We start from the raw sequence: 24,960 nt of genomic DNA, 5'->3' as shown, positions 1-24,960 counted from the left end.
TGGTGAATGAAACTCTGTGGATTCGACGTCGGGCTGGACCAGCCCCTGTTCCTGATCGCCGGCCCCTGCGTCATCGAGTCGATGCAATTGCAGATTGACGTGGCCGGCCGTCTCAAGGAAATCACCGACAAGCTGGGGATGAACTTCATCTTCAAGTCGAGCTTCGACAAGGCCAACCGCACCTCCGGCACGAGCTTCCGTGGCCCGGGCATGGAAGAAGGCCTGAAGGTGCTGGACGCGGTGAAGAAGCAGGTCGGCGTGCCGGTGTTGACCGACGTGCACGAGTACACCCCGATGGACGAGGTCGCGGCCGTCGTCGACGTGCTGCAGACCCCGGCGTTCCTGGTGCGCCAGACCGACTTCATCAAGAAGGTCTGCTCGGCCGGCAAGCCGGTCAATATCAAGAAGGGCCAGTTCCTGTCGCCGTGGGACATGAAGCCGGTCGTCGAGAAGGCCAAGGCCACCGGCAACCAGGACATCATGGTCTGTGAGCGCGGCGCGTCGTTCGGCTACAACAATCTGGTCAGCGACATGCGCTCGCTGAGCGTGATGCGCGATACCGGTTGCCCGGTCGTGTTTGACGCGACGCATTCGGTGCAGTTGCCGGGCGGGCAGGGCACCAGCTCGGGCGGGCAGCGCGAGTTCGTGCCGGTGCTGGCGCGTGCGGCGGTCGCCGTTGGCGTTGCCGGCCTGTTTGCGGAAACCCATCCGGATCCGGCCAAGGCCCTGTCCGATGGCCCCAATGCGTGGCCGCTGGACAAGATGGAAGCGCTGCTGGAAACGCTGCTGGCGCTGGACGGCATTACCAAGAAGAACGGTTTCCTCGAATCCACTCTCTGAGCTGAGCACACGACACGATGACCCAGATCGCCAAGATCCACGCCCGCGAAATCCTCGATTCCCGCGGCAACCCGACCCTCGAAGCCGAGGTCACGCTGGAAGACGGTTCCTTCGGTCGTGCCATGGTGCCGTCCGGCGCCTCGACCGGCACCAAGGAAGCGGTGGAGCTGCGTGACGGCGACAAGACCCGTTACCTGGGCAAGGGCGTGCGCAAGGCCGTGGAAAACGTCAACACGACGATTGCCTCGGCGCTGAAGGGCTTCGATGCTGCCGACCAGGAAGGCCTGGACCGTCGCCTGATCGATCTCGATGGCACCGAGAACAAGGGCCGCCTGGGCGCCAACGCGCTGCTCGGCGTGTCGATGGCCAACGCGCATGCGGTGGCGGCGTCGAAGAAGGTCCCGCTATGGCAGCATCTGGCCAACGGCAACGACGTCACCCTGCCGGTGCCGATGATGAACATCATCAACGGCGGTGCGCATGCCGACAACAACGTGGACTTCCAGGAGTTCATGGTGCTGCCCGTCGGCTTCGATTCGTTCGCCGAGTCGCTGCGCGCCGGCACCGAGATCTTCCACTCGCTGAAGTCGGTGCTGAAGGGCCACGGCCTGAGCACGGCGGTCGGCGACGAGGGCGGTTTCGCGCCCGATTTCCGCAGCAATGTCGAAGCGCTGGACACCATCCTGGAAGCGATCGGCAAGGCAGGTTACACCGCCGGCGAAGATGTACTGCTGGGCCTGGACGTGGCGTCCAGCGAGTTCTTCGACAACGGCAAGTACCACCTGGTCGGCGAGAACAAGCGCCTGACCAGCGAGCAGTTCGTCGACTTCCTGGCCGACTGGGCCGCGCAGTATCCGATCATCACCATCGAAGACGGCCTGGCCGAAGACGACTGGGCCGGCTGGAAGCTGTTGACCGACCGCATCGGCAGCAAGGTGCAGCTGGTGGGCGACGACCTGTTCGTCACCAACCCGAAGATCTTCAAGGAGGGCATCGAGTCCGGCACCGCCAACGCCATCCTGATCAAGGTCAACCAGATCGGCACGCTCACCGAGACGCTGGAGGCCATCGCGATGGCGCACAGCGCGAACTACGCCGCCGTGGTGTCGCACCGCTCGGGCGAGACCGAGGACACGACGATCGCCGATATCGCCGTGGCCACCACCGCGACCCAGATCAAGACTGGTTCGTTGTGCCGCAGCGACCGCGTGGCCAAGTACAACCAGCTGCTGCGCATCGAAGAAGCGCTCGGCGGCAAGGCGCGCTATGCCGGTCGCAACGCGTTCGTGTCGCTGAAGAAGTAATCCATGCGCAAGGCGCCCTGGCTCCTGCTGGTGCTGGTACTGCTGCTGGGATGGCTGCAGTACAAGTTCTGGTTCGGCGTCGGCAGTTCGGGCCAGGTCGTCGCGCTGGAACAGCAGGTCCTGGTGCAGAAGCGCGAGAACGCGGGCCTGCAGGAGCGCAACGATGCCCTGGCCGCCGAAGTCGAGGACCTCAAGTCCGGCGAATCGGCGGTCGAGGAGCGTGCGCGCAGCGAACTGGGCATGATCAAGCCGGGTGAGAAGTTCTACCGCGTGGTCGAACCTGTCCCGCCGCCACCTGCTACTGGCGGGGACGGCAGCGACGGTGACGCCGCGGAGCCTGCTCCCTGATGGCGCGCATCTGGGCTGTCGTACCCGCCGCCGGGCGTGGCACCCGCTTTGGCAGTGAGCTCCCCAAGCAGTACCTGGTAGTGGACGGCGCGCCGCTGATCGCCCACACACTGACGGCATTGTTCGCCCACGACGCCGTCGAAGGCGCCGTGGTGCCGGTGTCGGAGAACGATCCCGACTGGCCGGGTTGGACGGTGTTCGCGGACAAGCCCGTGCAGGCCTGTATCGGTGGAGCAAGCCGGGCGGCGTCGGTGCTGGCGGGCCTGCGTGCACTCCCCGATCACGTGCGTGCGGATGACTTCGTGCTGGTGCATGACGCCGCGCGCCCGAACCTGTCGCTGGCCGATCTGTCGCAGTTGCTGGAGCGCGGCCGTAACGATCCTGTCGGCGCGATCCTCGCCGCACCGGTGCGCGATACGTTGAAGCGCGCCGGCGACGATGGCGGTATCGACGGCACCGAACCACGCGAGCGTCTGTGGCGTGCCTTCACCCCGCAGCTGTTCCGTCGCCTGCAGCTGACCCGCGCGCTGGAAGCGGCCACCACCGACGGCGTCGAGGTCACCGACGAGGCGATGGCAATGGAACGCCTGGGCCTGCGCCCGCTGCTGGTGGAAGGCTCCGAAAGCAATTTCAAGATCACCACGCCGGCGGACCTCGCGCGGTTCGCCTACGAACGGGCGCAGCGCGACCGCTGACGCCTTACCGGACACGACATGCCTGACTCATTGAACATCCGCATCGGCCAGGGCTTCGATGTGCACGCCTTCGGCGACGGCGACCACGTCATGCTGGGGGGCGTGCGCGTGCCACACGACCGCGGCGTGCTGGCGCACAGCGACGGCGATGTCGTGCTGCATGCGCTGTGCGACGCGATGCTGGGCGCGCTGGCGCTGGGCGACATCGGCAGGCATTTCCCGCCATCTGATGATCGCTGGAAAGGCGCCGACAGTCGGGCCTTTGTTCGTCATTGCAACACGCTGGTCGGCGAGCGCGGCTGGCGGGTCGGCAACGTCGACGTCACCGTGATCTGCGAGCGGCCGAAAGTCGGGCCGCATGCCGACGCGATGCGCGCCTGCGTGGCGGAAGACCTGGGTATCGATATCGACGCCGTCAGCATCAAGGCGACGACGACGGAGAAGCTCGGCTTCACCGGGCGCGGCGAAGGCATCGCGGCGCAGGCCGTGGCGCTGCTGGTGCGCGCGTGAGTGAGGCGTTGCCCCGCGCGTTCGGCGCGCCGGTGCTGTCGGCGCGCATCCGCAGCATGCCGGAGGACTTCGTCGTCGAAGAATTGCCCGGCTTCGATCCCTCGGGCGAAGGCGAGCATTTGCTGCTGACCGTCGAGAAGCGGGGAATGAACACCGCCTTTGCCGCCAAGCGTATCGCTGCATGGGCGGGCATCGCCGAGATGGGCGTCGGCTATGCCGGGCTCAAGGATCGTCATGCGGTCACCCGGCAGCGCTTCAGTGTGCACCTGCCGCGCAAGGTGGCGCCGGATCTGGCGACACTGGGATCCGACGACCTGAAGGTGGTCGAGTCGACCTGGCATTCGCGCAAGCTGCCGCGTGGCGCACTCGCCGGCAATCGGTTCGAACTCGTACTGCGCGACGTGGCAGGCGATCCCGATGCCATCGACGCACGCCTGAACGAAATCGCGGCACAGGGTCTACCGAACTGGTTTGGCGAGCAGCGTTTCGGCCGTGATGGCGGCAACGTGGCGGCAGCGCTGGCGATGTTCGCCGGGCGGCGAGTCCGGCGTGAGCAGCGTTCGCTGTTGATCTCGGCCGCGCGCTCGGAGCTGTTCAACCGCGTGTTGGCTGCTAGGCTGGCCGATGGCAGCTGGAATCGTGGCCTGGAAGGCGAAGTCTGGATGCTCGCCGGCAGCCGCAGCGTCTTTGGACCCGAGCCTTGGGACGACGTGTTGGCGCAACGTCTCCGGGACTTCGATATCCATCCCACCGGCCCCTCGTGGGGTGCCGGCGAGCCGCGCACACAGGCCGCTGCGCGTGAGTGCGAGATGCTCGCGTTGCAGGATGAGGACGCGCAGGCTATGCGGGATGGCCTCGAGCGCGAAGGGCTGCGCCAGGAGCGCCGTGCACTGAGGCTTCGCCCGGACGGGCTGACGTGGTCGTGGTTGGCGGCCGGCACGCTGCGCCTGGTGTTCGCGTTGCCACCGGGCAGCTATGCCACCGCGGTGCTGCACGAACTGGGATCGGTGGTCGACGTGTCGCAAGTTGACGACCGTCCGTCGGAACGCGGCTGAGGGCACTGGAAGCGTTCCGCCGCAGGCGTATAAGCGGAATCAGGCGCGCCGTGCAGCGGTAATGAAGGGCATCGGCGGGGCCGGACCGTCTTCCACTGCATTGGAGGAGTCGCCATGAGCGCCATGATTCGTCTTGCCGTCGTCGTGTCCATCTGTGGTCTGCTGGTGTCCTGTGCCAGCACCGGCGGCACCGCGTCCGCGCCGCCACCGGAACAGCGTCAGCTGACCGCCGAGCAGCAGTACATCGCTTACGTGGAACGCATCGCCAAGCGGCGCGGCATCCATCTGACTTGGATCAATCCGCCCCGCTTCGAAGAAAAGGCCGCCAGTCAGCAGTAAGACGCACGGCAGGAGTCGGGCGCTCGCACGGATGACGCGCCCGGTCAGCGGTGCGCCAGCAGCACCAGCACTGCACCGGTGCCGCCCTGCGTGGGCGGCGCCGAATGGAAGGCCATTACATCGGAGCGCTGACGGAGCAGTCGGTCGACCAAGTTCTTCAGTACGGGCGCGTCGCCATCCGATCGCTGCCCTTTTCCGTGGATGACGCGCACGCAACCATGGTCGTGTGCGTGCGCATCGGCGAGGAAACGCCGCAGCAGTCCTTCCGCCTGCAGGGCGGTCGCACCGTGAAGGTCCAGTTCGTCCTGCACCGAAAACTGGCCGCGCTTCAGCCGCTGGAAGGCACGTGGAGACAGCGCTTCCCGGCGATAGCTCAGGACATCGCCCGCCGCATGCAGGTCCAGTGCGTCCAGGCCACGCTGGAATTCGTTCCGCGCATCGGATTCATCGCGCTCGGCCATGCGTGCCGCGGGCCTGGGCGGCGCCTTGCGCGGTGGGGCCGGCGCCGCCTGCAGCCTGCGCACTTCGCCGATCGCATCGCGGAACAGCGCGGCGTCATCGTCGTCGGGTGGCGTTGCGTTGGACATATGACCAGCGTAGCGGCATCGCGACGTGACGCAAGCGCGGGAAGCCTCGGCGCGGTTCCGGTATCATGGGGCCGTTCTCGAGGAAACCCATGCGCGTACTGGTCAGCAACGACGACGGCGTCGACGCCCCCGGCATCCGAATCCTGGCAGAGGGCCTGCGCAGCGCGGGTCACGAGGTGTACGTGGTCGCTCCCGACCGCGACCGTTCCGGTGCCAGCAACTCGCTGACGCTCGACCTGCCGATCCGGCTGAAGCGCATTGACCACTACACCTGCAGCATCGCGGGCACACCGACGGACTGCGTGCACCTGGCGCTGACCGGCATGCTCGAGTTCGAACCGGACATCGTGGTGTCCGGCATCAACAACACGGCGAACCTGGGCGACGACGTCATCTACTCGGGCACCGTGTCGGCGGCGATGGAGGGTCGTTTCCTGGGTCTGCCGGCCGTGGCGATGTCGCTGGCCAGCAAGAACCACGACGCGAAACATTACGAGACCGCCGCGCGCGCCGCAGTGGAAATCGTCGCCCGCCTGAAGGCCGATCCGCTGCCTGCCGACACCATTCTCAACGTCAACGTGCCGGACCTGGCGTGGGCCGACGTGCGCGGGTTCGAGGTCACGCGGCTCGGCAATCGCCACCGGTCCGAGCCCTGCGTGCCGCAGCCGGATCCGCGCGGCCACACCGTGTACTGGATCGGTCCCGCCGGACGCGAGCAGGATGCAGGCCCAGGCACGGACTTCCATGCGGTGCGCACCGGCCATATCTCGATCACGCCGATCCATGTCGACCTGACCCGTTACCAGGCGCTGGAGAAGGTGGCGGGCTGGGTTGGCGGCCTGTCCGCGGCGCTTGAGGAATCGGCATGACGCCGCGCTTGCGGCTGCAGCCCGAAGCGGTGGGCATGGGCATGACCTCGCAGCGCGTCCGTGACCGTCTGGTCGAACGCCTCCGCGAATCGGGCATCGCCGACGAGCGCGTGCTCAACGCGATCCGCACGCTGCCGCGCCACCTGTTCGTCGATGAAGCACTCGCCACGCGCGCGTATGAAGACACCGCGCTGCCGATCGGCCACAGCCAGACCATCTCACAACCGTGGGTGGTGGCAAGGATGACCGAGGTGCTGCTGGAGACGGAGCCGAAGAAGGTGCTGGAGATCGGCACGGGCTCGGGTTACCAGGCGGCAGTACTGGCCATCCTGGGTCTGGAGGTCTACACGGTCGAACGCATTGGCGACCTGCTGCGGCAGGCGCGCAAGCGGTTGCGCCAGCTCGGCATGAACGTGCGCAGCAAGCACGACGATGGCCGCATCGGCTGGGTCGAGCATGGACCCTATGACGCCATCATCGTGACCGCCGCGGCGCCGGCGCTGGTGCCGGTGCTGGTGGAACAACTCGCCGTGGGCGGGCAACTCGTCGCGCCCGTCGGCGGCAGCGGTTCGCAGTCGCTGGTAAAGCTGGTGAAGCGTGCCGATGGCAGCGTCGAGGAAACCACGCTGGCGCCGGTCGTCTTCGTGCCGCTGCTGTCCGGCACCCTGGATTGAACGACGTGACGGATTCCCCGCAAGCCAACGGACTTCCCAACAGCGCCGCGTCATTGGGCGAACAGGTGGCCGGCATCATCGAGCGGCTGCCGCCCGACAAGCTCAGCCTGGGCGAACTGCTCGACGTCTTCAGCGATGAGGGCCTGCTGCTGCTGACCATCCTGCTGACGCTGGTGTTCCTGATCCCGGTATCGATCCCGGGCGTGAGCACGGTGTTCGGTGCCGCCATTCTGCTGGTGGGCGTCAGTCGCCTCATCAACCGGCCGTTGTGGCTGCCGAAGCGCATCAAAGACAAGGCCCTGCCTGCCGATCGCCTGCGTCCTGGCCTGAAAGCCGGACTGGTGTGGGTGCGCCGCATGGAGAAGATCAGCAGGCCGCACCGGTTGCGCTTCTTCGTCGACGGGCCGGGGCAGGGCGTCATCAACAACCTGGCTTTCATCCTTGCGGCGCTGCTGCTGATGGCGCCGTTCGGATTCGTACCATTCAGCAACACCCTGCCAGCCTTGGCTCTGCTGCTGTACGCCATCGGATTCATCCAGCGCGACGGTGGCGCGATCCTGTTGGGGCACCTGGCCAACATCGGCACGATCATCTATTTCAGCGTGCTGATCGGTGGTGGTGGTGTGGCTGCGCGCGAACTGTTCCAGCGATTGACCGGTTGAGCCGGCCAGCTCCGCCCTGTTGAGGAAACGACCGAACGCATGACCACGACGTCCCGCCCCGGCCATCGCATCACGCGTGCGCTCCTGATCGGCATCGCCATCGCCGTGCTCGGCGCCTGTTCCACCACGGTGGTCCGCGAGCCTTCCGCGTCCTCACCCGCGCGGCAGACATCGTCGCAGGGCAAGCCGGGTGCGACGGTGCGCGTGCAGCGGGGCGACACGCTGTACGGCATCGCGTTCCGCAACGGCGTCGACGTCAACGACCTGGCCCGCTGGAACAGCCTGGCGGCGCCCTACACGATCTATCCCGGCCAGTCGCTCAAGCTGTTCCCCGGCAGCAGCGGCAGCCGTCCGACTACCGCCACGGTGACCAAGCCGGCCACCGGCGCGACCACGCGTCCTGCACCGCCGCCGGCGCCCGTCACTCGCCCGGCGGCGACGCCCGCCCCGGCGAGCAGCGGTTTTTCCTGGCGCTGGCCGGCCGATGGCCATTTGATCGGGCGCTTCGTCGCAGGCGACGCCACCAAGCAGGGCGTGGATATCGCCGGCACCGGCGGACAGGCGGTGCGGGCGGCGGCCGATGGCGTGGTGGTCTATTCCGGCGCCGGCCTGGTCGGCTATGGCGAGCTGATCATCGTCAAGCACAGCGAAGCCTGGCTGTCCGCTTACGGCCACAACCGCAAGCGTCTGGTCAACGAAGGCCAGAGCATCAAGGCCGGCCAGCAGATCGCGGAAATGGGCAGCAGCGGCGCCTCGCGCGAGATGCTGCACTTCGAGATCCGCCACAACGGCAAGCCGGTCGATCCGCTGCAGTATCTGCCGCCGCGCTGAGCCGGCAGGGTCGCGGCCGTGTGCCGAGGTGACGCGCCACAGTCGCGCTATGGCGTCCTGCGATTGGGCGCGGCATCGCTGGATCGGCCAACAGGACTGACGCACAGCGACGTCCCGCGATGGTGGTCTGTTCCCCACGTCCGGTGACCGGCGGTGTCGATGTGGATCATCGTCGGCGTGTAGAAGCCCAGTCCCATTCCCAGCGACGACCCCTGCGTGCGCCAGAAGTCGCACAGCGCCTGCACGCGGGTGTCGTCGACCAGGTCGAAATCCAGCGCGTTGTTGAGGAGGTGGCGGCTGCGACTGCTGCCGCCCGAGCAGTGATTCAGCTCGACGGACCGGTAGCCGGAGCGCGCGTTGCCGCCTTCGACGATGCCCAGGCGCTCCAACTGCGCGATTACGCGCAGCACGGGCACGATGGCAGCGGCCTTCTCACGCGGTGGCAGCAGGAACTCCGGCGCATCGCACGTGCGCCAGCGCCGGCTCGATCGCAGCAGCGCGGACATGGGGACGACCTCGCGGACGCCGGCCTGTGCCAGCAAGCGTTCGTAGTCAGCCAACTCTCCGGCATCGGCGTGCTGTCGCCATGCGTCGTAGCGCTGACCGGCGTCGGGCGGCGAGGGTGAGCAGGCGACTGCGAGAAGGGCGATGAGCAGCAGGAACAGGCGCCGCATCATCGCGGTGCGGTCAGCGTGGGGCCAGCAGGAATCCCGCCACGACCTTGCGCGATTCGCTCGCCAGCACGTTGAAGGTGCGGGCCGCGGCGGCGTTGGTCATGACTTCGAGGCCCACGCCCTGGCGCAGGCAGGCGGCCATGACGGCGGCAGGCGGAAAGACCTGGCGTTCGCCGGTACCGAGCAGGATCACTTCCGGCTGCAGTGCGAGCAGGGGCGCCAGGTCATCCGGCGCCAGCGCGGCGCTGTCCCGGACCGGCCAGTCCTCGACGAGCTGCTGCGGCGACAGGATGAAACTGGCCGACAGGGTGCGGTCGTTCACCCGCGCGGTCTGGCCATCGGCGGACCGCAGAGTGAAGGCGTAGTCGGGCAGTTCGTGGTTCAGCTGCATGGCGGCGGTCCGGCCGTCGGCCTCAGCCGCGCGGCAGCACGATGTGCCGGCGTTCCTTGCTGGGGCGGTACAGCACGGCGGTGTGGCCGATGCGCTGCACCAGGGCGGCGTCGGCCTTGTCGGCCAGCTCGCCGATCATCGTGTCGCGGGCCTCACGGTCCTCGCCGATGACCTTCACCTTGACCAGTTCGTGCTGCTCCAGCACGGCGTCCAGCTCGGCGATGAAGGCTGGGGTGACGCCCTTGTTGCCGATCTGCAGCAGCGCCTTCAGGTCGTGGGCCTGGCCGCGCAGGAAACGGGTCTGGGCAGCGGTCAGGACTACAGGCATGCGGCACGGTACGGGTCGAAAAGGGGGATCAGGGTATCATGGCGGCCCCCACGAACGGCTCCGGCGCCCCCCGTCGCAGCGTGCCCGGAGACCTTGCCGACATGGCTACCCGCAGCAAGAGCAGCCAGCGCTGGCTCAAGGAACACTTCTCCGATCCCTACGTGAAGAAGGCCCAGGCCGAAGGCCTGCGGTCGCGTGCCGCCTACAAGCTGGAAGAGCTGCTGGAGCGCGATCGCCTGCTCAAGCCGGGCATGGTCGTGGTCGATCTGGGTGCCGCCCCGGGCGGCTGGTCGCAGTTCGTCCGCCAGGCGCTGGGCGACAGTGGCCGGGTGGTGGCGATGGATATCCTGGACATGCCGCCGCTGGCCGGGGTGGAGTTCCTTCATGGGGATTTCAGGGAGGACAGCGTCCTATCGCAACTGGAAGCCATGCTGGACGGCGCACCGGTGGACCTTGTGCTGTCCGATATGGCCCCCAATAAGAGTGGTGTGGATGCGGTGGACCAGCCGCGGATGATGCACCTGGCGGAGTTGGCGATGGAATTCGCCGACGGCCATCTGAAGCCGGGCGGGGCGTTCCTGATCAAGCTGTTCCAGGGGGCCGGTTCCGACGACTACATCCGCGAGCTTCGCCGCCGCTATGACAAGGTGGCGATCCGCAAACCGGACGCGTCCCGCAAGCGCTCCCCCGAGGTGTACGCCCTGGGACAGGGCAAGCGGACCCAGATCAAGTAAGGTGGCGTAACGTGCGAATGAGCAAAGAGGAACAGCGGAGCCGATGCGGATGAACGACCTGACCAAGAATCTGCTGCTGTGGGTAGTCGTCGCCGTCGTGCTGATGGTCGTCTTCCAGAGCTTCTCGCCCAAGGGCGGCAGCACCGCGGCGATGGCCGGCGGCACTACGTATTCGACGTTCCTCGACCAGGTCGACAGTGGCAACGTCCAGCGTGTCGAGTTCGGCGGCGATGCCCGCGCTGGCGTGAGCGAGATCACCTACACCGTGCGCGGTGGTGACACCAAGACGATCAACGCGCCGTTCGACCGCGACCTGATCAACGTCCTGCGCAACAAGCAGGTCGAGATCATCCAGAAGGATCCGCCGAGCGGCCTCAGCCTGACGACCATCCTGCTGAACTTCCTGCCGGTCCTGCTGATCATCGGCTTCTGGATCTTCATCATGCGCCAGATGCAGGGCGGCGGTGGCGGCGCGAAGGGCGCGATGTCCTTCGGCAAGTCGCGCGCCAAGCTGCAGGGCGAGGACCAGGTGAAGGTCACCTTCGCCGACGTCGCAGGCTGCGACGAGGCCAAGGAGGAAGTCGGCGAACTGGTCGAGTTCCTGCGCGATCCCGGCAAGTTCCAGAAGCTGGGTGGCAAGATCCCGCGCGGCGTGCTGATGGTCGGCCAGCCTGGTACCGGCAAGACGCTGCTGGCCAAGGCCATCGCCGGCGAAGCCAAGGTGCCGTTCTTCAGCATTTCCGGTTCCGACTTCGTCGAGATGTTCGTCGGCGTCGGCGCCAGCCGCGTGCGCGACATGTTCGAGCAGGCCAAGAAGCATGCACCCTGCATCATCTTCATCGACGAGATCGACGCCGTCGGCCGCCATCGTGGTGCCGGCCTGGGCGGCGGTCACGACGAGCGCGAACAGACCCTCAACCAGTTGCTGGTCGAGATGGACGGTTTCGAAGGTGGCGAAGGCGTCATCGTGATCGCCGCGACCAACCGTCCCGACGTGCTGGATCCCGCACTGCTGCGTCCGGGCCGCTTCGACCGCCAGGTGACCGTGGGCCTGCCCGACGTGAAGGGCCGCGAGCAGATCCTGCGCGTGCATATGCGCAAGCTGCCGCTGGCCGACGACGTCGAACCGATGGTGATCGCCCGGGGTACGCCCGGCTTCAGCGGCGCGGACCTGGCCAACCTCTGCAACGAGGCCGCCCTGTTCGCGGCGCGCGAGAACGCCAAGGAAGTCCGCATGGACCACCTGGACCGTGCCCGCGACAAGATCATCATGGGCACCGAGCGTCGCTCGATGGCGATGAGCGAGGAAGAGAAGCGCAACACGGCGTACCACGAGTCCGGCCACGCCATCGTCGGCCGCCTGGTGCCCGAGCACGACCCCGTCTACAAGGTCACCATCATTCCGCGTGATCGCGCGCTGGGCGTGACGGTGTACCTGCCGGAAGGCGACAAGTACAGCATCAACCGCACCGGCATCGAGAGCCGCCTGTGCACGCTGTATGGCGGTCGCGTCGCCGAGGAACTGATCTTCGGTGCCGACAAGGTCACCACCGGTGCGTCCAACGACATCGAGCGCGCCACCAAGATGGCACGCAACATGGTCACCAAGTGGGGACTGTCCGAAGAACTCGGCCCGATCACCTATGCCGAGGAAGAAGAGGAAGTCTTCCTGGGTCGCTCGGTGTCGCAGCACAAGAACGTGTCCGACGACACTGCGCGCAAGATCGACGAAGTGGTGCGCGGCATCCTGGACAAGGCCTACTCGCGCACGACGCAGATCCTCACGGACAACATCGACAAGCTGCACATCATGGCGGACGCCCTGATGCAGTACGAAACCATCGATGCGCCGCAGATCGACGCGATCATGGAAGGCCGCGAAGTGCCGCCGCCGCTGGGCTGGGGCAAGTCGGACAAGGATGACAACAAGCCGGAGTCGCGGCCGTTGCCGCCGATCGCAGGCCCTGCCGCGCAGACTTGAGGCGCGTTGCCAGCGTGACACCGAAAGGCCAGACTGATGTCTGGCCTTTTTCTTTGAACGGGACCCCATGGCTGGCGACGACAAGCGTCCGAAACACCCCATGTTGCCGATCGGCATCGGCGCGGGCATCGCGATCGGCGTTGCGATCGGCACGGCGATGGACAACATCGGTGCAGGCATCGCCATCGGCCTAGCGCTGGGCGTCGCGTTCGGCGTCGGCTCGGGCGCGGTCTCCCGTGGCAACGATCAGGACGGGAGCAAGTGATGTTCGATACCACTCCGTTGCTGGATTGCGGTGGCCGTGTGCTGAAACTGGATCGCCCGCAGGTGATGGGCATCGTCAACGTCACGCCGGATTCGTTCTCCGACGGCGGCGACCATGACACCGTCGATGCCGCCGTCGCCCACGCCTTGAAACTGGTGGAGGAGGGCGCCGATCTGCTCGACATCGGCGGCGAATCGACGCGACCGGGTGCCGACGAAGTGTCGCTGGAAGAGGAATTGCGCCGCGTGATCCCGGTGATCGAGCGACTGGCGGCACGCGTCGCCGTCCCGATCAGCATCGATACCTACAAGCCCAAGGTGATGCGTGCGGCCGTACAGGCCGGCGCGGGCATGGTCAACGATGTCTACGGCCTGCGGCGCGACGGTGCGCTGGAGACGGTCGCGGCGCTGGGCGTGCCGGTCGTGATCATGCACATGCAGGGCGAGCCCCGCTCGATGCAGGCAGCGCCGGATTACGACGACGTGGTGGGCGACGTGCACCGCTTCCTGACCGAACGCATTTTCGCTGCCGAGATGGCCGGCATCGCCAAGAAGCACATCGTCATCGATCCAGGCTTCGGCTTCGGCAAGGACACCGGGCACAACCTGCACCTGCTCGCGCAGTTCGAGCGCTTTACCCAGCTCGGTGTACCAGTGCTCGCAGGCCTGTCGCGCAAGCGCTCGCTGGGCGACATCACCGGCCGCAGCGTGGCAGCCGAGCGGGTGGCCGCGTCGGTGGCCGCGCATCTGATCGCCGTACAACGCGGTGCGGCCATCGTGCGCGTGCACGACGTGGCCGCGACCGTGGATGCGCTGAAGATCTGGAACGCCGTGGCCGCGGTACCGCAGCCGCGACAGGCGGCCGCCACGCCCACGATCCGCTGGCCCGACGACGACTGACTGGCCGGCGCAAGCCATCCGGCGCGTTGGCTGGGGGTATCGCTCCCCGGGAAGCCGCGTCATGCGCATCGCCACCCTGCTGTTGCTCGTGCTCCTCGCAGCGTGCAACCGCGCGCCGCCCCCTGCGGCAACACCTGCGGTGGCGGTCGAACCCGCCCCGCCGCCGGGTGATCCGGTCGAGGGGTTGCGCGTGGCCACACGGGTAGGTTGCAACGGCTGCCATGGCGCGGAGGGGGCGGGCGAGGTGTTCATGGAGAACCCCGAACTCGGCCGACTCGTCGCGCCCAATCTGACCCAGCGTCGCACGCTCTACGACGATGTCGCGCTGGCTGCACTGCTGCGTGAAGGACGCACGCATGACGGACATGTGCCCTGGGGCATGCCGATCAAGATGTTCCAGCACCTCAGCGACCGCGAAGTGCGCGACATCACCGCCTGGTTGCGCGGCCTGCCAGCCGTCGACAACCCGGCGCTGCCCGCCGGGAAGTGGTCGGACGAACTGGTCAAGACCACGAACGACGGTACCCATCCCTGGCTGCCGGACATGATGCCCGACTCCGGTAACGAACCGCCGACGGTGCCGCCGACCCAGGCACTGGCGTTGGGTCGCCATCTCGCTTTCACGTCGTGCAGCGAATGCCACGGCTGGGACCTCAACGGGTGGGAAGGCGATCCTGCGCCTTCGCTTATCGTCGCCAAGGCCTACACGCCTGCGCAGTTCCAACGGCTGATGCGCACCGGCGAGATCGCCGCAGGCGGAAAATCGAAGACCGGTCTGATGAGTGGCGTGGCGGCCTACCGGTATCCGGTGATGACCGACGAGGAAATCACCGCACTGAAGACGTTCCTCGACGCGCGCTGAGCGATCGGCTCGATCCTGATCAGCGCACCGCACGTCCGGGCTGGGTGGACGCCGCGCCGGCGCGCGGCGGCGACACGTCCCTCAACCAGGTGGCCGTCAGCGGAGCACCGGTACTCGCCGGCATGGGCGCCGCACCGGCCGCCGGCGTCGCGGCGGCCGACCGGTTGGGAACCAGCGGCTGCGAGCCATTGACCCGGATCGGGTCGGTCGAGTTTTCCTGCTTCCAGTGGCGGAGCAGCAATCGCAGCGCTTCCGGCGGCGTCGTGGATGGTGTCGCGCCGGCCTGGTTGCGCGCGTTCTCGCCATGGCAGCCGGTGCAGGTCCGGATCTCGCCGGGCTGCAACGTCACCCACAGACGCTCACGCACCACCGGGACGCCTGCGGCGTCGGTGCTCTGCCAGGTCAGCGCACGACTGGCCGGCACGAATGCCGCTGTCGAACCGTCGGACGCGATGCGCACGCTGCCTGCGGGGCCACCGCTGTTGGATGGATTCGCGGCGACCGACATCGGCTGCGCGATCGGACGGCGGCCGCGCTGGTAGATCGAGCCGTTGTTGTACGCGCGGATCATGTTGGCCTGCAGGATCTGGTAGTGCGAGATCTCGTAGATCTTGCCGCTGCCGCCCAGTGTCTGCACACCGCCGGGCACGCGCAGGTTGTAGGGCTGCTGCTTGTCGTCGCGATCGCGCGCGGTCTGGTTGCGCGTGACGATCAGGGCCAGCTGGTTGGCTTTCAGCCAGGCGCGGAATGCGGCCTCGTTGACCTGTTCGGCGGCGAACACCGCTTCCTCCGGCGAGGCCATCGGCGTGGTGGTCACCGGCGGGCGCGAACGTGCGACCACTTCCACCGGTTCGATTTCCCACAGCACGCCGTTGTAGCTGCGCTGGGTGTCCGGGTCCCACCAGGTCAGGTTCTTGGTGATGCCGGGCGTCAACGCAGGACCCGCCACCAGCAGGCCGCTGGCGTTGGTCTGCAACTGGTGAAGTCGCAGCGGAACGCCGGCCTGGAACGCCGGGCTGCTGGTGTAGCTGGCGACCATGTGGCCGCTGCTCATCGGCAGCGGATTGCGGAAGCGGCCGCCGGCAAGGTTGCCGCTGCCATCCGGCGCCGGCGAGGCATCGACGATCGTCATCTGCTCCGCATTGAGGCTGGGCGCGCCCGTGATGCGGACGATCTGGTTCGTCCCGCCGGTGGCGAACTCGCGCGTGTAGATCGCGTAGTAGGTGCCTGCCGTGGTCGGATCCTCGCGCAGCTGGAACAGGCCGCCATCCATGCGGATGTACTTCTTGTTGGCGATCAGCGCGGTGTTGGAGTAGTCCGACAGCGCGCTGTCGGTGGAGAACGATTTCGGCAGATAACCGAACGACAGTTCCTGGCGGCCGATATGGTTGAGCGTCAGCTCTTCGGTGCCGTCCTGGTTCATCTGCCACGGCGTGAACAGGTTGTAGGTGAAGCCGTTGACGTTCCCGTAGGCGCTGCTCATGCCGGTGCGCGATTCGGGGAAGGTCTCCGGCTGCAGGCCGATGCTGGCCGCGCCAGACGATTCGCTGGCCAGGTCATAGGCGCCGTTGGTGCCGGCGTCGGCCTGCTGGTCGCGCTGCAGGTGGTCCCAGCGGATGAAGACCAGCCGGCCGTAGCTGTCGATGCTGGGCGAGAACGCGCCGCTCGGCGCATGGTTCAGCAGGCGCACCTGGCCGTTGGCCGGATCGAGCTGCCAGATGCCGGTGATGGTGGGTGTGCTTTCGTATTCGTCGAGCTGCGGATACAGGTGGGCCTCGCCGCCGCGCGGACGGTCCGACGTGAACAGGATCCGGTCCTGGCTGTCGTATAGCGGCGACACGTTGTTGTAGTCCGCGGGCTGGTTCGCCACCTTGGTGATCACCGCGGTCTGGCCCTTGCCCAGGCCGGTGATTTCGTACAGCTGCCACTTCGCCGTCGGATGCACGTAACGCTGCGGCGGGCCACCCACCACCATGCTGAAAATGGCCTTGGTTCCGCTCCAGTGCACCGCTGGCTCGCGCACGGCAATGGCGTTGGCGCCCTGCTGGCCTTCCATGCCGTAACCGGCTTCCTTCGTCAGGTTGCGCAGCGTGCCGTCGGGATGACGGATCATCAGGTCGCCGCCACGCGGCAGCGCCAGCATGCTCGGCAGGTGGTTGGCGAAGGTCGACATGCGGCTGGCGAACGGATCGCCCTGCATCGGCACCTGCGTCACGAACAGGATCGGATTGGGCACGGCCGTGGTCGGGACCGCGGCCGCCATCACGCGCGAGGGCTGTGCGGAGACGGAAGGCGAGGGCGTCGCGGTGGCCGACGTGGTATCCGCAGAGGTGGACACGGAGGTTTCGGTACCGCAGGCCGAAAGCAAAGCGGCCAGGGCGAACAGGGGCAGCAGGTGCCGCCGCGGGAACAGCGAAAGAACAGGCATCCGGTCGACTCGCGCAAGGAAACGTCGCGTCCGCTGCGCGGGCGAAAACACGGCACGATGCATCGTGCGTATCGGCTTCGCAGCCTGCATCCCCCTGTGGACGCCCGGGGACTGTACACGACCGTCCCTCGGGCGTACGGCTTGCGCGTCGCCAAGCTTGACCGGCATCGCAGAATCCATTCGCCGCGGTGGCGCCGCGTTAAGCTTGGCGTCCTCGCGCAACGCCCTTCGCTTCCCGCATGCTGCTCGACGCACGCCCGCTCGCCATCGCCATCATGGGCCCGACCGCTTCGGGCAAGACGGCGTTCGCACTGGATGTGGCGGAGCGTTTCGGCGGCGAAATCGTCAGCGTCGATTCGGCGCTGGTCTACCGCGGCCTCGATGTCGGATCGGCCAAGCCCACGGCAGACGAACAGGCGCGCGTGCCGCACCATCTGCTGGACGTGCGCGATCCGTGGCAGGCGTATTCCGCGGCCGAGTTCGCGCAGGACGCCCGGCGTGCGCTGGACGACATCGCCGCACGCGGTCGCCTGCCGGTGCTGGCCGGCGGCACGGGACTCTACTTCCAGGCCCTGCTCGAAGGCCTGGCGGCCATGCCGGCGGCCGATGCCGCGTTGCGCGCCGACATTGCCTCGCAGGCACAGACGCTTGGATGGCCCGCGCTGCATGCCGAGCTGGCGAGCATCGATCCGGTGGCCGCGGCCCGCATCCACGCCACCGATCCGCAACGCATCCAGCGCGCGCTGGAGGTCTACCGGCTGACCGGAAAGCCGATCAGCCACTGGCAGCAGGAAGCCCGCGCTGCGCGCCTGCCGTTCCGGGTGCTGAAGCTGGTGCTGGCCCCGACCGACCGCGCGGTGCTGCACACGCGCATCGCGCGCCGTTTCGACCTGATGCTCGAACACGGCTTCCTCGACGAAATGCATCGCCTGCGCGCGCTGCCCGGCATGCAGGCAGTGCCCGCGCCGCTCGATCTGCCGGCGGTACGCGCGGTGGGCTATCGCCAGGCCTGGGAATACCTGGACGGGCAGGGCGACGCGGGCGATTTCCGCGATCGCGCCATCGCCGCGACGCGGCAGCTCGCCAAGCGCCAGCTGACCTGGCTGCGCGGGGAACTGGATGCGCGCTGGTTCGATCCGGCCACCGACGGCGCCCGCCTGGACCGTGCACTGGGGCTGTTCCTGCCTGCATCGTGAGCCGTTCGGGCCACATTCTCCGGAATTGGGACCAGTTGCCTTACTTGGCAACGCCCCGCCGGGCCGATGTTGTGTAACATCGGGGTTCCGGGACGACAGGGGAGCAGGTCGTCGGCCCGGCACGGCACCACTACATACCTATAAGAACGCAAGGCGGGAGTACGTCATGTCCAAGGGGCAATCCCTGCAGGATCCTTTCCTGAATGCACTGCGGCGCGAGCGCGTCCCGGTGTCGGTCTACCTGGTCAACGGCATCAAGCTGCAGGGCACCATCGAATCCTTCGACCAGTTCGTGGTCCTGCTGCGCAATACCGTCAGCCAGATGGTCTACAAGCACGCGATTTCCACCGTGGTGCCGGCGCGCAACGTACGCGTGGGCCCGGGCGGCGGCTACGTGCAGCAGGGTGACGAAGACGCCGAAGGCGGCGACGACGAAACCGCGTGATAATGCGTGCCTCGATTGAAGAGGCACGACCCCATTGTTTGAAAGATCCCGCAAGGGCGAGCATGCGCTGCTGATCCAGCCGCATGCCGGCGGCCGTCCCGACGACGGCATCACCGAGGAATTCAGCGATCTGGCGCGCTCCGCCGGTGCGACCATCGCCGCGTTGCTGACGGCGCGCATCGACCGTCCGAATCCTTCCACGCTGATTGGCAGCGGCAAGCTGGAAGAAGTGAAGGCGGCTGCCGATGCCACCGGCGCCGATCTCATCCTGGTGAACTTCCCGCTGTCGCCGGGCCAGGAACGCAACCTCGAAAAACTGCTGCAGCGCCGCGTGCTGGACCGCACCGGGCTGATCCTGGACATCTTCGCCCAGCGTGCGCGTAGCCACGAAGGCAAGCTGCAGGTGGAACTGGCGCAGCTGCGTCACATGGCCACGCGCCTGGTGCGCGGCTGGACCCACCTGGAACGCCAGCGCGGCGGCTCCATCGGTCTGCGCGGCCCCGGCGAAACCCAGTTGGAAACCGACCGCCGCCTGCTGCAGAAGCGCGTCGAACAGCTGCAGAAGCGGCTGGAGAAAGTCGAAGTGCAGCGCACCCAGATGCGTCGCGCCCGCGTGCGCAGCGAACTGCCGCGCGTCGCGCTGGTCGGCTACACCAATGCCGGCAAGTCCACGCTGTTCAATGTGCTGACGGGTGCCGAGGCGTACGCGGCAGACCAGCTGTTCGCCACGCTCGATCCCACGGTGCGCCGCATCGACCTGCCCGGCGGCGCGGTGGTGCTGGCCGATACCGTCGGGTTCGTCCGCGACCTGCCACACGAACTGGTCGCCGCCTTCCGCTCCACGCTGAGCGAAGCGCGCGAGGCCGACCTGCTGCTGCATGTCATCGATGCCGCCGATCCGCACCGCGAGGAACGCATCGCGCAGGTCGACGAGGTGCTGCAGGAAATCGGCGCCGGTGACCTGCCGCAGATGCTTGTGTTCAACAAGATCGACCGCATCGACGGCGCTGCCCCGCGCCACGACCAGCCCGATCCCGGCGTCGACGAGGGCGACGCACCCAGTGCCGGCATGGGCCGCGAGCGCGTCTGGCTGTCGGCGCGCGACGGGCAGGGGATCGATCTGCTGAAGGGCGCGTTGGCGCAACGGCTGGGCTTCCAGCGCGTACGCGGCGAACTGCACCTGCCGGCGAACTCCGCGCGACTGCGTTCGCGCCTGCATGCACTCGGCGCGGTGCTGGCCGAGGACTTCGAAGAGAACGGCTGGCGCGTCACCGTCGACCTCGCCCTGGCCGACGCCCAGCGACTCGCGTCGCAGGCCGGCGGCCACCCGCTCGAAGCCCTGCTCCCGCAGGCGGAGCGGGAAGACTGGCAGTAGAAGTGTCGGGGCCCGTGCATATGGGTGTGGGAGCGACGTAAGTCGCGAAGCTCTTCCCCGGCAAACCGACCCTGTAGGTAAGGCAAGTTCGCGACTTACGTCGCTCCCACAGGGCAGACCGTCGCACCCATGACCTCCCGGCCTTGCCTCCCGGCCGGGTCGCCCCTATCTAGTAGAATCGAAACCTGCGCCGGCCCCGGCCGCGCGAATCTTTCAGAATGGAGTGGGCATGGCCTGGAACACCCCCGGCAGTGGCAGCGGCGGATCTGGCAACAACGGCAACCGGAATAACAACTGGAAGCCACGCACCCCGCAGGGAGGCGGTGGTATCGGTGATGTCTTCGAGCGCCTGCGCGGCCTGTTCGGCGGCATCGGGGGCGGCGGCAGTCCGCTGCGCTGGGTGCTGCTCGGCATCGGCCTGCTGGTGCTGTTCTCCAGCTTCCAGCTGATCGGCGAACAGGACCGTGGTGTCGTGCTGCGCTTCGGCCAGTACGCGCGCACCATGCAGCCAGGCCCGAACTTCAAGTTCCCGTGGCCCATCGAAAGCGTCACCAAGGTCAACGCCACGGGCGTGCGTACCTTCAGCAACAGCCTGCCGGTGCTGACCCGCGACGAGAACATCATCACCGTGTCGTTCAACGTGCAGTACCGCGTGGGCGATCCCAAGCTGTTCCTGTTCGGCACCACCGATGCTACCCGCGTGCTGGAGCAGACCGCGCAGAGCGCCGTGCGCGAAGTGATCGGCCGCTCCAACCTGGATGCCGCGCTGAATGCCCGCGGCCCGTTGTCCGCCGCCGCCAGCACCGCCCTGCAGGGCTCGCTGGAGGCCTATCGCACCGGTCTGGTCGTCACCGAACTGAGCCTGCAGGACGCGCGTCCGCCGGAGCAGGTCAAGCCCGCGTTCGACGAGGTCAACAGCGCCCAGCAGGAAAACGAGCGCGTGGTCAGCCAGGCCCGTGCCGAAGCGGCCAAGATCGTGCCCGAAGCGCGCGGCCAGGCGCAGGGCGTGCGCACCGCGGCGGAGGGTTACAAGACCGCCGCCATCGCCAAGGCGACCGGTGACGCGACCCGCTTCACCCTGTTGCTGGACGAGTACCGCAACGCCCCCGAAGTCACCCGCAAGCGCCTGTGGCTGGACACCGTGCAGCAAGTGCTGGGCGGTAACCGCAAGGTCGTCGGCGGCGACAGCCGCCAGCTGATCTATGTGCCGATGGGCAATGCGCCCGCGAGTGCGCAGCCGCCGGCTGGCGTCATTCCGACTGAAGTTCTGCCGCAGGTCGAAAGCACCCCGGTCAGTCCCCGCAATTCGACGCGCAGCCCGCGTCCGACCGGCCGTGAGGAGGCGCAGCCATGAGGAATTCCCTGATCGTCGGTATCGTCGTGGCCGTGCTGCTGGGCCTGATGGGCTCGGTGTACGTGGTGCGCGAAGGGCAGGTGGGCCTGGTGCTCAACCTGGGCCGCGTGGTGCGCAGCGAGATCGGCCCCGGCCTGCATTTCAAGCTGCCGCTGGTGGAAACCGCGCGCGTGTTCGATCGCCGCTTCACCGCCAACGAGTTTCCGCCGGAACGCTCGTTGACCTCCGAGCGCAAGGACGTCAGCGTCGACTTCATCGCCATCGGCTTCATCGTCAATGCCGCGGATTTCTACCGCGCCACGGGCGGCAACCAGGAGACGGCGACCGACCGCCTGGCGCCGATCATCAAGGAATCGCTGCGTAACGAGATCAACTCGCGCACGCTGACCCAGCTGGTGTCCGGCAACCGCAACGAGCTGATCGAGAAGCAGCTGCCGGGCATCAACGCCGGCGCCAAGACCCTGGGCATGCAGATCGTCGACATCCGCTTCAAGCAGATCGACCTGCCCACCGACAGCGAAGTCATCGGACAGGTCTACGACCGCATGAGCGCCGAACGCAAGCAGGTGGCCAGTGCCCTACGTGCACAGGGTGCCGAGCAGGCGCGGATCGTCATGGCGCAGGCCAACCGCGATGTCGCGGTGCTGCTGGCCGAAGCCGAGCGCGACGCGCAGAAGCTGCGCGGTGAAGGCGACGCCGAAGCCGCCCGCATCTACGGCCAGGCCGCCGGCCGCGACGCCTCGTTCTACGCCTTCCAGCGCAGCCTGGAGGCCTATCGTGCCTCGTTCAAGGACGGGCAGGGCGTGATCGTGCTGGACAAGGACGACCCCTTCCTGCAGTACATGCGCAGCGATCGCTGAGTTCCACCGCCGGCCGCCCCAGGGCGGCCGGCTTCGTTCCATCCCCTGCATCTCGCGCGGCGCTGCCCGCCCCCATCGCCCGCATCGCGCGGTGAAGGAAGTTTCCATGTCCGAACTCTGGTCCGCCCTCTGCCTGGTCGCCATCCTGGAAGGCCTGGTGCTGTTCGCCATTCCCGCCGGCTGGAAGCGCGGCGTGATGCAACTGCTGCGGATGTCCGATGGCCAGGTCCGCGCGGTAGGCGGCTTCATCCTGATCTTCGGATTGACGTTCCTGTGGGCGCTGAAGCGCTGACGCGCGTTGGCGTTTCCTTCTCCCCGTGCCAACGGGGAGAAGGTGCCGAAGGCGGATGAGGGGCGCTTTCCTATCCGTCGTTATGCCTTTGTCCGATTCCTCGCGCGATGCGTAAAAGCCAGGCTGTTCTCCATCCGCTGGAGAGCGCCACATGCGAAGTGTCTTGGATCACGAACGCGAGCGTCGCCTGCGTCAGGAACAAACCGAAGCAGAGCGCGTGCTGTGGTGGCAGTTGCGCAACCGGCGCCTGCTGGGATGGAAGTTCCGACGTCAACATCGCGTCGGCCCTTACTTCGCCGATTTTGTCTGTCTGGAAGCTGGCCTGGTGATCGAGCTGGATGGAAGTCAGCATCTGCAACAGGTCAGGCAAGACGCTCTGCGTACCCTCCGCCTGCAGCGCGAAGGCTTCGAGGTCCTGCGATTCTGGAACGACGTCGTGTTGCGCGAGACGGATGCCGTACTGATGGCGATCACCATCGCGCTCGCCCCTCATCCGCCCTTCGGGCACCTTCTCCCCGCTTCGCAGGGAGAAGGGAAGCGGAGTGCCGGGTTGCGTCCTTCTTCGCTGTCTAGGGGTAAAGGGAGCCTCAAGGGCGGATGAGGGGGCGCTTTTGCCCCATTCCTGAACATTCAGACCGCCGGCCCCGGCAGGGTAGCCCCCGTCCCCGGAAACCCGGATAATGCACAAAAGCCGGACGGGCTCCCTGCGTGGGAAGACCGCCGGCTTTTTCCGTGTCTGGGCCCGGCGTGGCGGGCGGCTCCCCGATGGAGTCAGCCGGCGGCAACGGCGTCGAGGACCAGCACGACCCTTCCGGTGGCCCCGATGGCCGCCAACAATCGAGGAGTTACCCGTCATGGGTCAGTCAGTCGTCGTTCTCGGCGCCCAGTGGGGCGATGAAGGCAAGGGCAAGATCGTCGATCTGCTCACCGAGGAAATCGGTGCCGTCGTCCGTTTCCAGGGCGGCCACAATGCCGGCCACACGCTGGTCATCGGTGGCAAGAAGACCGTTCTCCACCTGATTCCGTCCGGCATCCTGCGTCCCGACGCGCTGTGCCTGATCGGCAACGGCGTGGTGCTGTCGCCGGCCGCGCTGATGAAGGAAATCGCCGAGCTGGAAACCGCGGGCGTGGAAGTGCGTTCGCGCCTGAAGATCTCGCCGGCCACCCCGCTGATCATGCCGTACCACATCGCCCTCGATCAGGCCCGCGAAAAGGCGGCCGGCGGCAAGGCCATCGGCACCACCGGCCGCGGCATCGGCCCGGCGTACGAAGACAAGGTGGCGCGCCGCGGCATCCGCGTCGCCGACCTGCATTACCCCAAGCAGCTGGAAGAGCTGCTGCGCACGGCGCTGGATTACCACAACTTCGTGCTGACCAAGTACCTCAACGTCGACGCGGTCGATTTCCAGAAGACCTACGACGAAGCACTCGCCTTCGGCGAATACGTGCAGCCGATGAAGTCCGACGTGGCCGGCATCCTGCACGACCTGCGCAAGCAGGGTAAGCGCGTGCTGTTCGAAGGCGCGCAGGGTGCGCTGCTCGACATCGACCACGGCACCTATCCCTACGTCACCAGCTCCAACACCACCGTCGGCGGCGCGTTCGCCGGCACCGGCGTGGGCGCGGATGCCATCGACTACGTGCTGGGCATCTGCAAGGCCTACGCTACGCGCGTCGGCGGTGGCCCGTTCCCGACCGAACTGGACGACGAAATCGGCCAGGGCATCCGCGACCGCGGCCAGGAATACGGCGCCTCCACCGGCCGGCCGCGTCGCTGCGGCTGGATGGACATCGTCGCGCTGAAGCGTGCCGTCGCCATCAACGGCATCTCCGGCCTGTGCATCACCAAGCTCGACGTGCTGGACGGCATGAAGACGCTGAAGATATGCATCGCGTACGAGTACCGCGGCAAGCGCACCGAGTACGCACCGCTGGACGCGGCGGGCTGGGAAGAGTGCACGCCGGTGTATCTGGAATTCCCGGGTTGGGAAGAGAACACCCACGGCATCACCGAGTGGGACAAGCTGCCGCCGGCCGCCCGTGCCTACCTGCGCGCGCTGGAAGAACTGTCCGGTTGCCCGCTGGCCATCGTCAGCACCGGTCCGGACCGCGACCACACGATGGTTCTGCAGGATCCGTTCGCATAACGTGACGTGCGTCCG

Annotated in this window: 29 protein-coding genes; 24 read left to right on the top strand and 5 right to left on the bottom strand. The window is 67.3% G+C overall.

Annotated elements, in window-relative coordinates:
* The first annotated feature begins 6 nt into the window (after positions 1-6).
* The 7 genes from kdsA (at position 7) to IB225_RS04030 (ending at position 5,091) form a co-directional block, all read left to right on the top strand.
* Positions 7-840, top strand: coding sequence for a 3-deoxy-8-phosphooctulonate synthase (kdsA, locus tag IB225_RS04060; protein WP_192309956.1), 834 nt, complete (start codon positions 7-9; stop codon positions 838-840).
* 17 nt (positions 841-857) lie between these two features.
* On the top strand, positions 858-2,144 hold the full coding sequence (gene eno, locus IB225_RS04055) for a phosphopyruvate hydratase (RefSeq protein ID WP_192309955.1): 1,287 nt from the start codon (positions 858-860) through the stop codon (positions 2,142-2,144).
* 3 nt (positions 2,145-2,147) lie between these two features.
* A complete protein-coding gene (ftsB, locus tag IB225_RS04050) occupies positions 2,148-2,492 on the top strand; it encodes a cell division protein FtsB (RefSeq protein WP_192309954.1) in 345 nt (114 codons plus the stop codon).
* Positions 2,489-3,187, top strand: coding sequence for a 2-C-methyl-D-erythritol 4-phosphate cytidylyltransferase (gene ispD, locus IB225_RS04045; RefSeq protein ID WP_225583518.1), 699 nt, complete (start codon positions 2,489-2,491; stop codon positions 3,185-3,187). The genes ftsB and ispD overlap by 4 nt, the downstream gene beginning before the upstream one ends.
* 18 nt (positions 3,188-3,205) lie before the next feature.
* Positions 3,206-3,697, top strand: coding sequence for a 2-C-methyl-D-erythritol 2,4-cyclodiphosphate synthase (gene ispF / locus IB225_RS04040; RefSeq protein ID WP_192309952.1), 492 nt, complete (start codon positions 3,206-3,208; stop codon positions 3,695-3,697).
* Positions 3,694-4,752 (top strand): tRNA pseudouridine(13) synthase TruD, encoded by a 1,059-nt coding sequence (gene truD, locus IB225_RS04035; protein WP_192309951.1) that lies wholly within the window; start codon positions 3,694-3,696, stop codon positions 4,750-4,752. Before ispF ends, truD begins: the two co-directional genes overlap by 4 nt.
* Before the next feature lie 114 nt (positions 4,753-4,866).
* Positions 4,867-5,091: a hypothetical protein gene (locus IB225_RS04030; RefSeq protein ID WP_192309950.1), complete on the top strand. Its 225-nt coding sequence runs from the start codon at positions 4,867-4,869 to the stop codon at positions 5,089-5,091.
* A 44-nt stretch (positions 5,092-5,135) separates the two neighbouring features.
* Here the strand turns inward: IB225_RS04030 and IB225_RS04025 are convergent, their stop codons facing one another.
* Positions 5,136-5,678, bottom strand: coding sequence for a Smr/MutS family protein (locus IB225_RS04025; RefSeq protein ID WP_192309949.1), 543 nt, complete (start codon positions 5,676-5,678; stop codon positions 5,136-5,138).
* Between the two features lie 89 nt (positions 5,679-5,767).
* On the opposite strand from IB225_RS04025, the gene surE reads away from it, so the two are divergent.
* Genes surE through IB225_RS04005 form a run of 4 tightly spaced genes read left to right on the top strand, consistent with a single transcriptional unit; the run spans position 5,768 to position 8,714 of the window.
* Positions 5,768-6,547 carry a 5'/3'-nucleotidase SurE gene (surE, locus tag IB225_RS04020; protein ID WP_192309948.1) on the top strand — a complete coding sequence of 260 codons (780 nt, stop codon included), beginning with the start codon at positions 5,768-5,770 and terminating at the stop codon, positions 6,545-6,547.
* Positions 6,544-7,221, top strand: a complete 678-nt coding sequence (locus IB225_RS04015) for a protein-L-isoaspartate(D-aspartate) O-methyltransferase (RefSeq protein WP_192309947.1) — start codon at positions 6,544-6,546, stop codon at positions 7,219-7,221. The genes surE and IB225_RS04015 overlap by 4 nt, the downstream gene beginning before the upstream one ends.
* Before the next feature lie 5 nt (positions 7,222-7,226).
* Entirely contained in the window at positions 7,227-7,883 is a 657-nt protein-coding gene (locus IB225_RS04010) for an exopolysaccharide biosynthesis protein (RefSeq protein WP_192309945.1), read from the top strand.
* Between the two features lie 39 nt (positions 7,884-7,922).
* Entirely contained in the window at positions 7,923-8,714 is a 792-nt protein-coding gene (locus tag IB225_RS04005) for a peptidoglycan DD-metalloendopeptidase family protein (protein ID WP_192309943.1), read from the top strand.
* Positions 8,715-8,761: 47 nt separating this feature from the next.
* Here IB225_RS04005 and IB225_RS04000 read toward each other — a convergent pair whose 3' ends face one another.
* Genes IB225_RS04000 through yhbY form a run of 3 tightly spaced genes read right to left on the bottom strand, consistent with a single transcriptional unit; the run spans position 8,762 to position 10,107 of the window.
* The gene (locus tag IB225_RS04000) at positions 8,762-9,388 is read right to left on the bottom strand and encodes a D-Ala-D-Ala carboxypeptidase family metallohydrolase (RefSeq protein WP_192309941.1); all 627 of its coding nucleotides are present in this window, start codon (positions 9,386-9,388) and stop codon (positions 8,762-8,764) included.
* A 13-nt stretch (positions 9,389-9,401) separates the two neighbouring features.
* Entirely contained in the window at positions 9,402-9,779 is a 378-nt protein-coding gene (locus tag IB225_RS03995) for an Mth938-like domain-containing protein (RefSeq protein ID WP_192309939.1), read from the bottom strand.
* A 22-nt stretch (positions 9,780-9,801) separates the two neighbouring features.
* Positions 9,802-10,107 (bottom strand): ribosome assembly RNA-binding protein YhbY, encoded by a 306-nt coding sequence (yhbY, locus tag IB225_RS03990; protein ID WP_192309937.1) that lies wholly within the window; start codon positions 10,105-10,107, stop codon positions 9,802-9,804.
* A gap of 101 nt (positions 10,108-10,208) precedes the next feature.
* Between yhbY and rlmE the strand changes: the two genes are divergently transcribed.
* From rlmE to IB225_RS03965, 5 genes are all read left to right on the top strand, one after another.
* Positions 10,209-10,841, top strand: a complete 633-nt coding sequence (gene rlmE, locus IB225_RS03985; protein ID WP_192309930.1) for a 23S rRNA (uridine(2552)-2'-O)-methyltransferase RlmE — start codon at positions 10,209-10,211, stop codon at positions 10,839-10,841.
* A 49-nt stretch (positions 10,842-10,890) separates the two neighbouring features.
* Positions 10,891-12,822 carry an ATP-dependent zinc metalloprotease FtsH gene (gene ftsH / locus IB225_RS03980; protein WP_192309928.1) on the top strand — a complete coding sequence of 644 codons (1,932 nt, stop codon included), beginning with the start codon at positions 10,891-10,893 and terminating at the stop codon, positions 12,820-12,822.
* 67 nt (positions 12,823-12,889) lie between these two features.
* Entirely contained in the window at positions 12,890-13,087 is a 198-nt protein-coding gene (locus tag IB225_RS03975; protein WP_192309921.1) for a hypothetical protein, read from the top strand.
* Positions 13,087-13,986 carry a dihydropteroate synthase gene (gene folP, locus IB225_RS03970; protein WP_192309919.1) on the top strand — a complete coding sequence of 300 codons (900 nt, stop codon included), beginning with the start codon at positions 13,087-13,089 and terminating at the stop codon, positions 13,984-13,986. The genes IB225_RS03975 and folP overlap by 1 nt, the downstream gene beginning before the upstream one ends.
* Before the next feature lie 61 nt (positions 13,987-14,047).
* Positions 14,048-14,848 carry a cytochrome c gene (locus IB225_RS03965; protein ID WP_192309917.1) on the top strand — a complete coding sequence of 267 codons (801 nt, stop codon included), beginning with the start codon at positions 14,048-14,050 and terminating at the stop codon, positions 14,846-14,848.
* 19 nt (positions 14,849-14,867) lie between these two features.
* On the opposite strand, the gene IB225_RS03960 is transcribed toward IB225_RS03965, so the two are convergent.
* Positions 14,868-17,276, bottom strand: a complete 2,409-nt coding sequence (locus IB225_RS03960; RefSeq protein WP_192309916.1) for a hypothetical protein — start codon at positions 17,274-17,276, stop codon at positions 14,868-14,870.
* Positions 17,277-17,515: 239 nt separating this feature from the next.
* Here IB225_RS03960 and miaA point away from each other — a divergent pair, with 239 nt between their 5' ends.
* The 8 genes from miaA to IB225_RS03920 all read left to right on the top strand — a co-directional run bounded on the left by miaA (position 17,516) and on the right by IB225_RS03920 (position 24,945).
* Positions 17,516-18,472, top strand: a complete 957-nt coding sequence (gene miaA, locus IB225_RS03955; RefSeq protein ID WP_192309914.1) for a tRNA (adenosine(37)-N6)-dimethylallyltransferase MiaA — start codon at positions 17,516-17,518, stop codon at positions 18,470-18,472.
* A 166-nt stretch (positions 18,473-18,638) separates the two neighbouring features.
* Positions 18,639-18,917 carry an RNA chaperone Hfq gene (gene hfq, locus IB225_RS03950; RefSeq protein WP_062355623.1) on the top strand — a complete coding sequence of 93 codons (279 nt, stop codon included), beginning with the start codon at positions 18,639-18,641 and terminating at the stop codon, positions 18,915-18,917.
* Between the two features lie 34 nt (positions 18,918-18,951).
* Positions 18,952-20,292 carry a ribosome rescue GTPase HflX gene (gene hflX, locus IB225_RS03945; protein WP_192309913.1) on the top strand — a complete coding sequence of 447 codons (1,341 nt, stop codon included), beginning with the start codon at positions 18,952-18,954 and terminating at the stop codon, positions 20,290-20,292.
* Between the two features lie 229 nt (positions 20,293-20,521).
* Entirely contained in the window at positions 20,522-21,646 is a 1,125-nt protein-coding gene (hflK, locus tag IB225_RS03940) for an FtsH protease activity modulator HflK (protein WP_192309907.1), read from the top strand.
* Positions 21,643-22,506, top strand: a complete 864-nt coding sequence (gene hflC / locus IB225_RS03935; protein ID WP_192309905.1) for a protease modulator HflC — start codon at positions 21,643-21,645, stop codon at positions 22,504-22,506. The genes hflK and hflC overlap by 4 nt, the downstream gene beginning before the upstream one ends.
* Before the next feature lie 106 nt (positions 22,507-22,612).
* On the top strand, positions 22,613-22,798 hold the full coding sequence (locus IB225_RS03930; protein ID WP_192309903.1) for a DUF2065 family protein: 186 nt from the start codon (positions 22,613-22,615) through the stop codon (positions 22,796-22,798).
* 151 nt (positions 22,799-22,949) lie between these two features.
* Positions 22,950-23,399, top strand: a complete 450-nt coding sequence (locus IB225_RS03925; protein ID WP_192309901.1) for a DUF559 domain-containing protein — start codon at positions 22,950-22,952, stop codon at positions 23,397-23,399.
* A gap of 253 nt (positions 23,400-23,652) precedes the next feature.
* Positions 23,653-24,945, top strand: a complete 1,293-nt coding sequence (locus IB225_RS03920) for an adenylosuccinate synthase (RefSeq protein ID WP_192309900.1) — start codon at positions 23,653-23,655, stop codon at positions 24,943-24,945.
* The last annotated feature ends 15 nt before the right edge of the window (positions 24,946-24,960 follow it).

The organism is Pseudoxanthomonas sp. PXM02 (assembly GCF_014851805.1).
Lineage (GTDB): Bacteria > Pseudomonadota > Gammaproteobacteria > Xanthomonadales > Xanthomonadaceae > Pseudoxanthomonas_A.
The sequence above is the reverse complement of the archived record's forward strand: the minus strand, read 5'-3'. Positions and strand labels throughout refer to the sequence as shown.

Excerpts from the sequence above, each read along its gene's own strand:
- eno (WP_192309955.1), top strand. The coding sequence starts at position 858 with ATGACCCAGATCGCCAAGATCCACGCCCGCGAAATCCTCGATTCCCGC.
- IB225_RS04015 (WP_192309947.1), top strand. The coding sequence starts at position 6,544 with ATGACGCCGCGCTTGCGGCTGCAGCCCGAAGCGGTGGGCATGGGCATG.
- IB225_RS04025 (WP_192309949.1), bottom strand. The coding sequence starts at position 5,678 with ATGTCCAACGCAACGCCACCCGACGACGATGACGCCGCGCTGTTCCGC.
- hflC (WP_192309905.1), top strand. The coding sequence starts at position 21,643 with ATGAGGAATTCCCTGATCGTCGGTATCGTCGTGGCCGTGCTGCTGGGC.
- IB225_RS04030 (WP_192309950.1), top strand. The coding sequence starts at position 4,867 with ATGAGCGCCATGATTCGTCTTGCCGTCGTCGTGTCCATCTGTGGTCTG.
- IB225_RS03920 (WP_192309900.1), top strand. The coding sequence starts at position 23,653 with ATGGGTCAGTCAGTCGTCGTTCTCGGCGCCCAGTGGGGCGATGAAGGC.
- rlmE (WP_192309930.1), top strand. The coding sequence starts at position 10,209 with ATGGCTACCCGCAGCAAGAGCAGCCAGCGCTGGCTCAAGGAACACTTC.
- ispF (WP_192309952.1), top strand. The coding sequence starts at position 3,206 with ATGCCTGACTCATTGAACATCCGCATCGGCCAGGGCTTCGATGTGCAC.
- ftsB (WP_192309954.1), top strand. The coding sequence starts at position 2,148 with ATGCGCAAGGCGCCCTGGCTCCTGCTGGTGCTGGTACTGCTGCTGGGA.
- IB225_RS03925 (WP_192309901.1), top strand. The coding sequence starts at position 22,950 with ATGCGAAGTGTCTTGGATCACGAACGCGAGCGTCGCCTGCGTCAGGAA.
- IB225_RS04000 (WP_192309941.1), bottom strand. The coding sequence starts at position 9,388 with ATGCGGCGCCTGTTCCTGCTGCTCATCGCCCTTCTCGCAGTCGCCTGC.
- miaA (WP_192309914.1), top strand. The coding sequence starts at position 17,516 with ATGCTGCTCGACGCACGCCCGCTCGCCATCGCCATCATGGGCCCGACC.
- IB225_RS03995 (WP_192309939.1), bottom strand. The coding sequence starts at position 9,779 with ATGCAGCTGAACCACGAACTGCCCGACTACGCCTTCACTCTGCGGTCC.
- IB225_RS03930 (WP_192309903.1), top strand. The coding sequence starts at position 22,613 with ATGTCCGAACTCTGGTCCGCCCTCTGCCTGGTCGCCATCCTGGAAGGC.
- ftsH (WP_192309928.1), top strand. The coding sequence starts at position 10,891 with ATGAACGACCTGACCAAGAATCTGCTGCTGTGGGTAGTCGTCGCCGTC.
- hfq (WP_062355623.1), top strand. The coding sequence starts at position 18,639 with ATGTCCAAGGGGCAATCCCTGCAGGATCCTTTCCTGAATGCACTGCGG.
- kdsA (WP_192309956.1), top strand. The coding sequence starts at position 7 with ATGAAACTCTGTGGATTCGACGTCGGGCTGGACCAGCCCCTGTTCCTG.
- folP (WP_192309919.1), top strand. The coding sequence starts at position 13,087 with ATGTTCGATACCACTCCGTTGCTGGATTGCGGTGGCCGTGTGCTGAAA.
- IB225_RS03965 (WP_192309917.1), top strand. The coding sequence starts at position 14,048 with ATGCGCATCGCCACCCTGCTGTTGCTCGTGCTCCTCGCAGCGTGCAAC.
- IB225_RS04005 (WP_192309943.1), top strand. The coding sequence starts at position 7,923 with ATGACCACGACGTCCCGCCCCGGCCATCGCATCACGCGTGCGCTCCTG.
- yhbY (WP_192309937.1), bottom strand. The coding sequence starts at position 10,107 with ATGCCTGTAGTCCTGACCGCTGCCCAGACCCGTTTCCTGCGCGGCCAG.
- IB225_RS03960 (WP_192309916.1), bottom strand. The coding sequence starts at position 17,276 with ATGCCTGTTCTTTCGCTGTTCCCGCGGCGGCACCTGCTGCCCCTGTTC.
- surE (WP_192309948.1), top strand. The coding sequence starts at position 5,768 with ATGCGCGTACTGGTCAGCAACGACGACGGCGTCGACGCCCCCGGCATC.
- IB225_RS03975 (WP_192309921.1), top strand. The coding sequence starts at position 12,890 with ATGGCTGGCGACGACAAGCGTCCGAAACACCCCATGTTGCCGATCGGC.
- hflK (WP_192309907.1), top strand. The coding sequence starts at position 20,522 with ATGGCCTGGAACACCCCCGGCAGTGGCAGCGGCGGATCTGGCAACAAC.